Raw genomic sequence first — 13,173 nt, forward strand, 5'->3', positions numbered from 1 at the left:
TCAGGTCAGACCGAGTTGGTGCAGCACAAAAATACCCATCGAGAGCGTCAATGTGGAGCCAACCGTGGTCATGGCCACAATATTGGCGGCTAAAGCGGCATTGCCTTTCATCGCCTGAGCCATGACGTAGCTGGCGGCAGCGGTTGGGCAACCAAAGAACAGCATCAGAATGCCCAGGGTCATGCCTTCATAACCGAGCCAAGCGGCGCCTGTCACCATTAGCATCGGTAGCCATAGCAGTTTGTAGGAGGAGGCCATTAAGGCGGTGGTCGATGTCCGTTGCAGGGCTGCCAAGTCCAAAGCGCCCCCAATGCATAGCAGCGCTAAAGGGAGTGTCATATTGGCAAAGTAGTGGCCGACTTTCAGGGCCAGTTGCGGAGGCTGCCAATGGAGTAATGACGCCGGGACCGCCAATGCGACCGCAATAATCAGTGGATTCTTGAGAATGCGGATCACAACGGCGCGCCATTCTAGACGTCGTTCATTTTGCCACAGGCTTAACGCGATGACCGACAGCAAGTTATAAAGCACAATCAGCTGCGCTAATAGAATCGCACCCAGTGCGATGCCGGCTTCACCATATTGATTGGCCACCAAGGCCAGACCAATAATCCCTAAATTGCCTCTAAACCCTCCTTGCACGAAAACGCCTCGATCGGCAGGATCAGGCAGCCGTCGTGCATGCCAGATCAGCACCCCAAAAGCGAATAATGTACTGACCAGTGCATAAATCATCAGGCCGGGCGCAAAGACGTCAGTGAGATCGGTTTTGAGAATATTCAAAAAGATCAGCACCGGTAAGGTGATCATAAACACCAGTTTGGATGCGGTGTGATTGAAGTTCTCGTTGATTAACCCGATGCGACGAAGCAATACCCCAAGAAATACAATGATAAACACGGGGGCGGTGACATTAAGGGTATAGCCCAGTGTATGCAGCAGATCATTGATATTCATGCGCTGATCAGGCCATAAGTAATCGCGGCAATGACGATCACTAAAAATAAACCATTACGTACTCGAGTATTACGTTGGGGGCGGCGGGCCATAAGGTCTCCTAAAGCTTGAATGGGGTGAGGTGGGGGTCTGTGTCAGCGTGCCCGATTACTGTGCCAGGTGATGTGATCAACGAACCCGCGATAATGGATATGAATAGTTTGCGGGAACTTTATGGCATGTTTTGGGTAGGACACTAGGCATACATTGTAAACGATCTGTTCGCAGATCGGACAAGGGCGGTCGTTTTTCTGTCAGTGATAGGCAGTCGATAGCAAGCACATCGATAGTAAACACATCGATAGTAAACACATCGATAGTAAACACATCGATAGTAGAGAACATCGATAGCAGAGAACATTGAGAGCAAGAATAGACCGGCGTTTTGTCTGACATGATCCGATGGAAGTTGAGTAATGATTAAAATAGAGGCCCTGGTTAAATACTTCGGCGCTTTAAAAGCCGTGGATGGACTGGCTTTTGAGGTGAATCCGGGGGATGTGCTGGGTTTTCTCGGCCCCAATGGGGCGGGCAAATCCACCACGATGAAAATGCTGACCGGTTATCTACATCCAGACAGCGGCTATATCAATGTGGCCGGTGTGGATGTCGTGCAAGAGCCCGCTTTGGCTCAGCAGCATATCGGTTATTTGCCTGAAGGGGCGCCTGCTTATGGCGATATGACCGTCGAGGCTTTTCTGCGTTTTATCGGTGAGGCCCGTGGAATGTCGGCAATCGCGTGTGAGTCGGCGATCAAGCGAGTGAGTGAGCAGGTTGAATTGCATAGTGTCTTGGCACGCCCCATCGACAACCTCTCGAAAGGGTTTCGACGCCGAGTCGGCCTGGCTCAAGCCCTATTACATGATCCGCAGGTCTTAATTTTAGATGAGCCGACCGATGGTCTTGATCCAAACCAAAAACGCCATGTCCGTGAATTGATCGCGGGGCTGGCGCAGGACAAGGTGGTGATCATCTCGACCCATATTCTTGAAGAGGTGATGGCCGTGTGCAATCGGGTGTTATTGATTGCCCAGGGCCGTTGCCGTTTTGAGGGGTCTCCTGCTGAGCTGGAAGCCTTATCACCTCACCACCAAGCCGTGAGCCTACATTTACCCGATCGTGATATTGCCGCAGATCAGGCCCAGCTCAAGACGTTACCAGATGTCGCTGATGTGGTCTGTGAACAAGCCCAGTGGCTGACGGTACTACCGCGTGCTGGCGCTTTCGTCTATCCGCAGGTGGATCAATGGCTGCGTGAACAGCAGATCACACCGCAAAGTGTACGGGTTGAATCTGGGCGATTGGATGAAGTCTTCACCACCTTAACCCGACCCGCCGCTGATGATGTCACGGGCGATGATGGACAAAACGGTGGCGGCAGCGGTGTAGGCGAAGGCTCTGATCAGCCTGATATTGATCAAAAGGGGATTGATAAAAAGGGTATTGATAAAAAAGGAGCCTCGGTATGACATCAACCCGTGGATTTCATGGCTTGAGGGCTTTATATAAACGCGAGTTGTCCGGCTACTTCAATACGCCATTGGCGTTGGTCTTTATGATCATCTTCGTGGCTTTATCGGGAGCGCTGACTTTTTATCTGGGCAATTTTTATGATCGTCGACAAGCCGATTTGTTGCCCTTCTTCCAGTTTCATCCCTGGCTTTACTTATTTCTTTTGCCTGCGTTGGCGATGCGCTTGTGGGCTGAGGAGCGTCGCAGTGGCACCTTGGAGCTGCTGATGACATTGGGCATTCCTTCCTATCAGCTGGTGTTGGGGAAATTTCTGGCCGCTTGGACGTTTGCCGGGCTGGCATTGGTGCTGACGTTTCCCCTGTGGGTGACCGTTAACTATCTCGGAGACCCCGATAATGCAGCCATTGTGACCAGTTACCTTGGGAGCTGGTTGATGGCTGGGGCTTATCTTGCGATCAGTCAGTGCTTGTCGGTGTTGACGCGTAGTCAGGTCATTGCCTTTATTTTGGCGGTTGCGGTGTGCTTTGTCTTGACCTTGTCTGGTTTTCCTATGGTGTTGGATGCTTTCCAGAGTTGGGCGCCAGGGGCGTTGGTTGATGCCGTGGCCAGCCTCAGTTTAATGACGCATTTTGAAGGCCTGAGTCGAGGGGTGATCACCTTCTCCGACGTGTGGTTCTTTGCCGTCACTATGGCCGTCTGGCTCTTGGCGAACCGTTGCTTGCTGGATATGAAAAAGGCGTAATCATGATGAGGACAATCCAACATTACTTCAAACAGGCGCCGGGTCGTATTCTGCTGGGCCTGGCGATGATTTTTGTGCTGGCTGTGGCCTTTGGCGATCATGCTTTTCGTAGCTGGCGCTGGGATATGACCGAAGACCAGTTATACAGCTTATCTCCCGCCACTGAGACATTGGTTAGCCAGATCCAAGAGCCTATGATCCTGCACTTCTATTATTCACGTGATCTGGCCCGCGATCTCCCTCAGATCCGCAGCTATGCTGAGCGTGTGCAAACGCTCTTACAACGCTATGCGGCGATTTCAAAGGGTAAACTCAAGCTGGAGGTGGTAAATCCTGAGCCTTTTTCTAAAGCCGAAGATGAAGCAGTTCAGTTTGGTTTGCAGGGCGTTGAAGTGGATAACAGCGGCCGTAAGTTATACCTCGGGCTGGCTGTGACCAATAGCGTTGATAAGACACAAACGATTCCTTTTTTACGGGCCAGCCAAGAGCCTTTTCTTGAATATGATATTGGCCGGATCATTGATGAGCTTTCCAATCGGCAAGCCCCGGTGATGGGATTGATGTCGGGCTTACCCATGGAAGGACAATTTAATTTCCAAACACGTCAGCCGCCTCAGCCATGGGCGATACTCAGTCAGTGGCGTGACCGCTATCGCGTTAAGGATTTGACCGCTGCGGCCAATGCTGATGTGAAACCGGATGTCCTGGTGCTGGTGGCGCCACAATATCTGGATCAAGCCACCTTGGATAAGGCGGATCAGTGGGTTAAAGCCGGTACACCGACGCTGGTTGTGGTTGATCCTAAGGCCGAGATGGCCGGACCTCAGCCGCCCAAAGCGGGAGCTGACGCGGTGCATCAATTATTAGCGGGTTGGGGAGTGCAATATGACCCCGGCCAGGTGGTCGGCGATTTGAACTTGGCGATGAAAATTGGTTTGCGTGATGGATCGACTCAGCGCCACCCGGCCCTGTTGCGCTTGGAAACACCGGAAATGGCGAGCCAAGCGCCGGTGAACCGAGATTTGGAGCAACTGGTGTTATCGACGGCAGGGGCTTTTTCCGTCAATGATCAAGGCCAACCCAATGCCTTTGAACCCTTGTTATCGACCACGCCAGAAGCCGCTCTTCAACCTATCTCGATCTATGCCGATGAGGATCCGACCCAAGCGCTGGATCAGTTCCAAGCGGGAGGTCAGACACAAGTTCTGGCCGCCCAATATCATGGTCATGTGCCGGGGCATGAGGATCAGGGGCTGAATCTCATTTTGGTTGGAGACAGCGACTTTCTTAGCGATCGGTTGTGGGCGCGCTACCAGCAATTTTATGGACAAACCGTATTGACGCCTTGGTCCGATAACGGCAGTTGGCTCAGTAATGCGGTCGATCAGTTGGCTGGTGGATCGGCGTTGATGGACTTACGCGGCCAGGGGCGTCATCAACGCCCGTTTGTGGTGGTCGATCAGCTGCAACGCCAAGCAGAGCAGCAATTTAGTCAGAAAGCAGAGGAACTCAAAGCCCAGTTGGCCGATACTGAACAACGGTTACAGGCGCTCCAGCAAGAACGGCAACAAACTCAACAAATGACGCTATCGCCTCAGCAGGAGAAAGAGGTTCAGCGCTTTATTGAGCGTCGGTCTGATATTCGTCAGGCCTTGCGACAGGTGCAGCATCAGCTGGATCGTCAGATTGATACGCTGGGGGCTTGGCTTAAGTTCATCAATATTGGGCTCGTGCCGTTGTTGCTGATATTGGCTTACTTATTCTGGGCATGGCGTCGTCGACACTCAGTGAGACATCAGTTGGCTGGACATCGGTCGACAGGGCAGCGGCAGGCTGGAGGTCAGTCATGAAAAAACCTTGGATGATGTTGGCTCTGGCGGTGATCGTGGTCGCTGGTGCCTTATCCCGTGAGTGGCTGGGGCAGCCGCCTATTGATACTGCTGTGGGGCAGAAATTATTACCTAATTTGCACAGTCAGTTAGACCAGATCAACCGAGTGGAAATTTTGACCGGTGATCACAAGTTACAAGTGGTATTGGCGCATGCTCCAAAGGGTTGGACGGTTGTGAATGCAGATCAGTATCCCGCTAACTTTCATATGATTCAAAAGTTAGTGACCGGATTGGCGAAGACTCAGCTGGTCGAGCCTAAAACTAAGCTTTCGCAGCACTACCCCACTTTGGGTGTCGAGGATCTGGGGCCGGATGCTCAACATGCCACGCTGGTGCGATTGATTGCTGATAAATCCCCCGTTGCAGAAGTGTTGATTGGGCTAAACCCTGAACTACGTTCGGGGCACTATGTGCGGTTATCCGGACATCAACAGAGTTGGTTGGTGGACCAAGCCTTTACCGTACCGAGCTGGCCTGGCGGTTGGTTGGCTCAACCCTTGGTGGACTGGCCGGCGGATCAGCTCAATCGGGTCATCTTAAGGCCTGCCCAAGGCAAGCCATTGGTGCTGGAGCGCCAACCGGATCAAATACGATTACAGCCCACACTGCCTGAAAGTTGGTCAGTGACTGATCCTGGCGCGCTGGCGGCACGAAGCCAGTTACTGAATCGCCTGAATATTGAAGCGGTCGCCCCTTGGCGCACTGAACATGATCGTGAGGGTTGGCAACCGCTTAAGTCGGCTGAGTTTGTCGCCAAAAGTGGCTTGCAGTTGACGGTGACACCGCTCAAAGGCGCTGAATCTAACTGGGTGAATATCGATTTAAACGTACCGGATGACTTACAACCGAGTATGCGAGAAACGGCCAAAACACTGCATCAGCGGTTGGACGGTCGTCGTTTTAAAGTCTCGGGCCGAGTTTATCAGCAGCTCCAAAGTGGAGTCTCTGATGTGGCGGGCCCTCCCGATCCGAAAACCACGACGCATCAGCAGTCAGCATCGCCCCAGTAAGCTCGGAGTGACGGCTACGACTCCTATGACCCGCCGATCGTTTGGCCGCGATCGGCGGGTTTTAGATGCCCTGATGATAAGCTTGCGGTGAGCAATACGAATGAATAAGTCTGATGATATTTACTTTAGTTTTCATTCTAACGTATGTTTGAACATCGATTGATCGCTATCGATTAAATGCTATCGATTAATCATTATCGATTAGAACGCTATTGATTAAACTCTAAAGTGGTGATCTGCTGGATCGGCGTCATCACTCTTCTTTGCCAGGATTATGCTGATGCCGGGGTTGTGCTGATGATGTCAAAACCTATTCTGAGCTTTGTTCATGCCAATGGCTTTCCCGGACAGAGCTATCGTAGTGTCTGGGCGCCTTTAGCGGAATATTTTGAACTTCAGATTGTCGATCGCCTAGGGCATCATCCGGATTATCCGATTGAATCTAACTGGTCACGTTCGGTTGATGAATATTTAGCACAGCTCCCGACTGATCGCGGCCCTATCGTGGCGTTGGGCCATTCTTTTGGCGGGGTTATCGTGTATATGGCCGCGCTAAAAGCCCCAGAACGATTTGCGGCAGTGGTGATGCTTGACCCGCCCTGGATGCGGGGGCCGGATCGCTGGTCGTTAAAACTAGGTAAGCGTTTGGGGCTGATTGACCGTATGACGCCTGCTGGCAAGACACGGGGTCGTCGCGCTCACTGGTCTTCACGAGATCAAGCCTCGGAGACACTGCGCCGTAAAGGTTTATTCCGTCGATTCACCGATACCTCTTTTAATGATTATATGACGGCCGGCTTGGAGGCCTCGCCGCAAGGTGGGGTGAAGCTTCGCTTTGATCCTGAGGTTGAGGTGAATATTTTTCGCAACCTGCCCGATCACTTGGGGCGACGCGCGAATCCGAGTGTGCCGGCGGGGCTGATTTATGGTCAACAAAGTGACTTACTTAACCCTAAGCGGTTGGCCCGATTGAAATCGCTGAATATTGCTTTTGATAGTGTGCCTGGCGGCCATATGTTCCCTTTTGAGCATCCTACGTTGGCCTGTCAGTGTGTATTGGACATGTTTCGTCGGCTGTGTCCATCAATGGTGGCCGCTTCTGCGCCGGATACTGAAACCGCTCTCGTATCGCAAGGGTAGTGTCTATGCCTGTTCATGAATTAATGCCTGTGCCTGAAGGCGCTCGGGAAGCCTGCTGGCACCTCCCTCACCGGCAATTGCGTGGTTTGGTTTGGGGGGAGCCTCAGGCGCCGCGAGTGCTGGCGCTGCACGGCTGGCTGGATTCCGCTATTTCATTTGCTCAAGTTGGGCCTGCTTTGGCTGCAGCGGGGTGGCAGTTGGTGGCTCCTGATTTCGCCGGCCATGGTTTTAGTGATTGGCATCCCGCTGGGCAGGACTATGCCATGGCCAGTTATGTGTCCGATATTTATGCGCTGATGGAGCATCAGCAGTGGGCGCCGATTCCCATTGTGGGCCACTCGATGGGAGCTGGCATTGCCGGTATGTTAGCAGCGGTGGCGCCAGAGCAGGTTAGCGCCCTGGTATTGTTGGATGGCTTGGGAACCTTACCCACCTCCGATGAGGAGGCGCCAGCTCAGATGGCACGTGCTTTGAAATTCTGGTGGCGGCGTTTGAATCAGCCGCCTAAGTTATCGCGGTTTGCTGATTTAAACGCTGCGACCCAGGCTCGCATGTTGGGCATTGGTGATGTCACTGAGGCGATGGCCTGGACGTTATGTCAACGCGCACTGAGACCGGTGACGGACGATGATCATGAGGCTGACGGTTGGGCCTGGCGTAGTGATCCGCGCTTGATGGCGCCTTCTTGGTTACGTTTGACCGAAGCACAAAATTTGGCTTTTCTGCGAGCGATCACTTGCCCCGTAACCATGCTGGAAGCGGATCAAGGTTTTCTGGTGGCGCGAGATTTTATGCCGCCACGACGTGAAGTCATCGAGCAGCTGACTTATCATCGACTACCGGGTGGACACCACTTTCATCTTGATGTCATGACTTGTGCATCAGTATGTGAGCATATTCGAGCGGCATTGAGTTCACTTTGAACGGTGTCGGTTAGAGGTGCAAAATGGTGAAGCCTGTGTATTTTTATAGGCGTCAATCTGTGTCTGGTGTGCGTTAATCGTCGTATGACGTGCTTCAATTTGAGTATGGCGTGCTTCAATGAAAGTATAGGAGCCCTCAGTGAAAGTCCCTAAGCCGTCTACTGCTGAAAGTGAGACTCATGCTGCTGATCAGCAAAGGGCTCATGCTGTGTCTCATGCTCACTCTTCGTCTCATGCGCAGTCTTCTGCCCACTCCTCGTCGCATGCTGACGCTTCGCCTCGAAAACCAACGATTGCATTAGTGCTGGGATCGGGGGGCGCGCGGGGTTATGCGCATATTGGCGTTATCGAGGAGGTGTTGGCGCGCGGCTATCACATTGCGGGGATTTCCGGCTGCTCCATGGGCGCTTTGGTTGGCGGCATTTATGCGGCGGGTAAACTCGGTGAGTACCGTGATTGGGCTTCTGATTTGCGTTATCTCGATGTGTTGCGCTTGGTGGATGTGACCTGGAGTGCTATGGGGGCGATGCGCGGTGAAAAGGTCATGCAGGTCATCAGTGATTTGGTCAATGGCATCCAGATTGAAGACTTACCGATTCCCTTTACCAGTGTGGCGACTGACTTAACCCGCAAGCGAGAAGTCTGGTTCCAGTCTGGTCCGTTGGAGCAAGCCATTCGCGCATCCATTGCCGTTCCCGGCGTCATTACACCGGTTCATCATCAAGGCCATATGTTGGTGGATGGCGGCTTAGTCAATCCGTTGCCGATTATTCCGGTGGTCAGTTATCACGCGGATATTGTGATGGCAGTGAATGCCACGGCACAGTACCCCGAGGTGTCACTGGAGGAGATGCTGCCGGATTGGACCATTAATCGAAATCGTACCAGCCCTTTTGGTGATTGGGTCGAGGGGCTGGTCGGTCGAGTGTCTGGCCTGTGGGGGCGTTTGGTGCCTGGCCACTTGGAGGCCACGCCACGTCGACAGGCCAAGGGCACCCCGGCCGAGGAAGAAAGCTGGAGTAAATTGGCCTTAATGCTGGAGTCTTTTGAGATGACTCAGGCCGCATTAACGCAATATAAGGTGGCCGGTTATCCACCGGATATTTTGGTGGATGTGCCGAAAAGTGTCTGTGCCGGTTATGAGTTCCATCGCGCTACAGAGCTGATTGAGTTAGGGCGGCGCTTAGCACGCAAAGCGCTCCAGGAACATGAGCTGATGCAACCGATCGCGCCGCGTGTTTGTCCTGAAACGATACGGACTCAATCTCCTGATGCGAAAAATGAAGCGTCTATTGATAAAAGCAAAGGCCCCGCTTCTGAGTCTGAGCGTTAGTCTGATGCGGTCTGCCGGTGCTTCACCCGCTATGATGCTGACGACCGTCTGGCAATCCCCCTGACGGTTCGTTGTCCCGCCATCGGTCTCGGTTATTCCCCATAGGTTTCGGTTGTACCCCATAGGTTTCGGTTGTACCCCATAGGTCTCGTGATTCTCACATCGACCGGTGCATGCCTGCTGAGGCGCCCTGGGCGGATGGCCGAGGGACAGCGCCGGTTCTGTCATGAGTCCTTTTTTAGTGCATTGCTTTGTTCTGGCAAGATATACTGCGAACAATTCGATTTTTGCGAGAAGAAAGGCCTTCCTGTTTCTTTCTTAGTTTATTTTGCTGATATAAGGGTTTGCACGTGTTGGAACAGTTAACACTACCTGAATCCTGGGTGATGGCGTTGAACGCCTTTCTGGATCAGGCGAATGGCTTATTGTGGAGTGGTTTAGCCTTTTTGTTGGTTGGCGTTGGGCTTTATTTTACCGTCGCTACTCGGGCCATGCAGCTGCGCTTTTTTGGTCACATGTTCAAAGTAATGGGCGCTTCCAGGCAAGGAGCCAATGGAGGCATCTCCTCCTTCCAGGCTTTCAGTACCAGTCTTGCGGCCCGAGTAGGGACAGGGAACTTGGCCGGTGTCGCGGTGGCCATCACCGCAGGCGGACCCGGTGCGGTCTTCTGGATGTGGGTCACCGCTATGGTGGGGATGTCGACCGCCTTTATTGAGTCGACCCTCGCCCAGGTCTTTAAGGTGAGTCACCATGATCAGACGTCTCGTGGTGGACCTGCGTATTATATTGAGCGCGGTCTCGGTCAGCGCTGGTTGGGCATCGTATTTGCGTTGTGTCTTATTGTGGCCTTTGGCTTTGCCTTCAATTCAGTACAGTCAAACTCGATTGCCCGGGCGATGGAAGGGGCATTCGGGTGGTCGCCGGGTTGGATCGGTTTGCTTCTGGTCGCGCTGTCAGCGCCGGTCTTTTTTGGTGGGATGAAACGCATTGCACGGTTGGCTGAGATGATTGTACCGGTGATGGCGCTGCTTTATCTGGCGCTTGCGGTCATCATTGTGCTGAGTAACCTGGATCAATTAGGCCATGTGATGGGGCTGATTTTTGGCGATGCCTTTGCGTTTGACAAGGTGGCGGCTGGCGGTGTCGGTTGGTTAACCTCGCAAGCCTTGGTCAACGGGGTTCAGCGTGGCCTCTTCTCTAATGAAGCGGGGATGGGCAGTGCACCTAATGCTGCAGCGACCGCAACGACAGCGCATCCGGCAGCCCAAGGGCTGGTGCAGATGATGGGGGTTTTCGTCGACACCTTGGTTATTTGTACCTGTACGGCGGCGATTATTTTGATGGCGGGAACGCCCGAAGCGTCCGAAGGGATCTCTGGCATTCAGTTGACTCAAGATGCATTGATCTTCCATGTGGGCGATTGGGGCGGCGATTTTATTGCCGTGGCCATTTTCTTATTTTGTTATACCTCACTGATCGCTAACTATTCCTATGGCGAGTCTAATCTAGAGTATATTGCGGGCCAACGTAATGCGCGCCCGGTGATTTTTCTGTACCGGTTACTGGTACTGGGCATGATCATGATTGGTGCGATCGCACAGCTGAAAACCATTTGGAGCTTTGCCAACTTGTCGATGGGCAGCATGGCACTGATCAATCTGATCGCGATCATGCTTTTGTCGCCGATAGCCATTCGTGTTTTGAAAGACTATGAAACACAACGTTTGACTCAAGATCTCCCCCGCTTTAAATCAGCGGATCATCCTCAGTTAGCGCCCAAGCTGGATCATGAAGTCTGGCCGGAAGGCGAAGAGCGCTGATGGTTTTATTCGCGGCGAGTGATCCCTTTTTAGCGCTTGTCGTTCTATGTTGGCGGTTTTGATTCCGTTTTAATGATCAGCCGTTGTTCAAAAAGCCCTGAATTTTTCAGGGCTTTTTTTGAAAACGAATAAATGGGTGAAATTTTAATAAGTGACTTCACGTATTTTTCCTGTTTTCTGGAATTTAGGTGGATTATTTTCCGAAAGTCCGGAATTGGCGTCTTAGACCATGGTATTGTGGCTATAGGCAGAATGATTTTCTGGGAATACACTGGAGTCATCTGAAGGACATAATCGAGGACAATCGATGTATCAGGACCGTGTTCGCTTGGCGTCCTTGCAAGGCAAGGTGATGAGTGCGGCTCAAGCCGCTGAAATGATTCAAGACGGTATGACGGTGGGGATGAGTGGTTTCACTCGTGCCGGTGAAGCGAAAGCAGTGCCTCAGGCACTCGCTGATCGCGCGGCGAAAAATCCCTTTAGTATCACTCTGATGACCGGCGCGTCACTGGGTAATGACTTAGATAAACAGCTCACTGAAGCCGGTGTGCTGGCGCGACGTATGCCGTTTCAGGTCGATACAACGCTGCGCAAAGCGATCAATGATGGCAAGGTCATGTTCACCGATCAGCATCTTTCTGAAACCGTTGAATTGCTGCGTAATCAGCAATTAAAACCGGTTGACGTGGCGGTGATTGAAGCTGTGGCCATTACCGAGGAGGGCGGTATTGTGCCCACGACCTCGGTCGGTAACTCGGCGAGTTTTGCGATTCTGGCCAAAAAGGTGATTGTTGAAATCAACCTGTCCCAGCCGATGACTTTGGAAGGGTTGCACGATATTTATATTCCGACCTATCGCCCTTTCCGTGAACCGATCCCGGTTGTGCGAACGGATAGTCGTATTGGTTTGCCCTATATCCCGATTGATCCATCGAAAATCGAAGCCGTCGTTATTTCTGAGAAGCAAGACTCTTGTTCGACGGTGCTTGAGCCTGATGATGAAACGCGGGCGATCGCTCGACACTTGGTTTCGTTCTTTGAAGGTGAAGTGGCTGCGGGCCGTTTGACTGAGCGACTGCTGCCCTTGCAAGCCGGGATTGGCAGTATTGCCAATTCGGTGTTGCATGGGTTGATTGATTCGCCCTTTAAAGACATGACGATGTATTCTGAAGTTTTGCAAGATTCGACCTTCGATCTGTTCGATGCCGGTAAATTACGTTACGCCTCTGGATGCTCCATTACCTTGTCCGAGCGCAAAAATGCAGAGGTTTTTGATCATCTACCGAATTACAAAGATCGCATTATTCTGCGTCCGCAAGAAATATCGAATCATCCCGAAGTGATTCGCCGGTTAGGGATTATTGCAATCAATACTGCGTTGGAGTTCGATCTCTACGGTAACGTGAACTCAACGCATGTGTGCGGTACCCGCATGATGAACGGCATCGGCGGCTCTGGTGATTTCGCGCGTAATGCGCACTTAGCGATTTTTGTCACCAAATCGATTGCCAAAGGCGGTGATATTTCCAGCGTGGTCCCGATGGTTAGCCATGTCGACCATACTGAGCATGATGTGGATATTTTGGTGACTGATCAGGGGTTGGCTGATTTGCGCGGTCTGGCCCCGCGTGAGCGTGCTCGCAAAGTGATTGATCATTGCGTGCATCCAGATTACCGGCCGCAGTTGCAGGATTATTTTGAGCGTGCTTGCGCCAAAGGTGGACATACCCCACACCTGCTCGGCGAGGCGTTATCTTGGCACCAGCGTTTAGAAGAAGCGGGCAGTATGCGTATCGAAGAGCCGATGCTGGCTTGATCGCCTTGTTGCAATATTGCGCAAGGTT

General features: G+C 52.4%; 10 protein-coding genes. 9 read left to right on the forward strand and 1 reads right to left on the reverse strand.

Annotation, left to right across the window (positions count from 1 at the left end):
- Positions 1 to 957: an AEC family transporter gene (locus tag BFW38_RS04340; protein WP_068997291.1), complete on the reverse strand. Its 957-nt coding sequence runs from the start codon at positions 955 to 957 to the stop codon at positions 1 to 3.
- Positions 958 to 1,412: 455 nt separating this feature from the next.
- On the opposite strand from BFW38_RS04340, the gene BFW38_RS04345 reads away from it, so the two are divergent.
- The 9 genes from BFW38_RS04345 (at position 1,413) to scpC (ending at position 13,145) form a co-directional block, all read left to right on the forward strand.
- Positions 1,413 to 2,465: an ABC transporter ATP-binding protein gene (locus BFW38_RS04345; protein WP_068997292.1), complete on the forward strand. Its 1,053-nt coding sequence runs from the start codon at positions 1,413 to 1,415 to the stop codon at positions 2,463 to 2,465.
- Positions 2,462 to 3,211, forward strand: coding sequence for an ABC transporter permease subunit (locus tag BFW38_RS04350; protein ID WP_068997293.1), 750 nt, complete (start codon positions 2,462 to 2,464; stop codon positions 3,209 to 3,211). The genes BFW38_RS04345 and BFW38_RS04350 overlap by 4 nt, the downstream gene beginning before the upstream one ends.
- 2 nt (positions 3,212 to 3,213) lie before the next feature.
- Positions 3,214 to 5,061 carry a GldG family protein gene (locus BFW38_RS04355; RefSeq protein ID WP_084004448.1) on the forward strand — a complete coding sequence of 616 codons (1,848 nt, stop codon included), beginning with the start codon at positions 3,214 to 3,216 and terminating at the stop codon, positions 5,059 to 5,061.
- Positions 5,058 to 6,113, forward strand: a complete 1,056-nt coding sequence (locus BFW38_RS04360; RefSeq protein ID WP_068997294.1) for a DUF4340 domain-containing protein — start codon at positions 5,058 to 5,060, stop codon at positions 6,111 to 6,113. The genes BFW38_RS04355 and BFW38_RS04360 overlap by 4 nt, the downstream gene beginning before the upstream one ends.
- A 297-nt stretch (positions 6,114 to 6,410) precedes the next feature.
- Positions 6,411 to 7,253 (forward strand): alpha/beta fold hydrolase, encoded by an 843-nt coding sequence (locus tag BFW38_RS04365; RefSeq protein ID WP_139116554.1) that lies wholly within the window; start codon positions 6,411 to 6,413, stop codon positions 7,251 to 7,253.
- Positions 7,254 to 7,258: 5 nt separating this feature from the next.
- Entirely contained in the window at positions 7,259 to 8,176 is a 918-nt protein-coding gene (locus BFW38_RS04370) for an alpha/beta hydrolase (protein WP_084004450.1), read from the forward strand.
- 292 nt (positions 8,177 to 8,468) lie between these two features.
- Positions 8,469 to 9,509, forward strand: coding sequence for a patatin-like phospholipase family protein (locus BFW38_RS04375; RefSeq protein ID WP_084004777.1), 1,041 nt, complete (start codon positions 8,469 to 8,471; stop codon positions 9,507 to 9,509).
- 350 nt (positions 9,510 to 9,859) lie between these two features.
- Positions 9,860 to 11,329: an alanine/glycine:cation symporter family protein gene (locus BFW38_RS04380; protein WP_245686064.1), complete on the forward strand. Its 1,470-nt coding sequence runs from the start codon at positions 9,860 to 9,862 to the stop codon at positions 11,327 to 11,329.
- Between the two features lie 307 nt (positions 11,330 to 11,636).
- Positions 11,637 to 13,145 carry a succinyl-CoA:acetate CoA-transferase ScpC gene (scpC, locus tag BFW38_RS04385; RefSeq protein WP_068997297.1) on the forward strand — a complete coding sequence of 503 codons (1,509 nt, stop codon included), beginning with the start codon at positions 11,637 to 11,639 and terminating at the stop codon, positions 13,143 to 13,145.
- Positions 13,146 to 13,173 lie beyond the last annotated feature (28 nt).

The sequence above is a fragment of the Terasakiispira papahanaumokuakeensis genome, assembly GCF_001709345.1.
GTDB lineage: Bacteria > Pseudomonadota > Gammaproteobacteria > Pseudomonadales > Halomonadaceae > Terasakiispira > Terasakiispira papahanaumokuakeensis.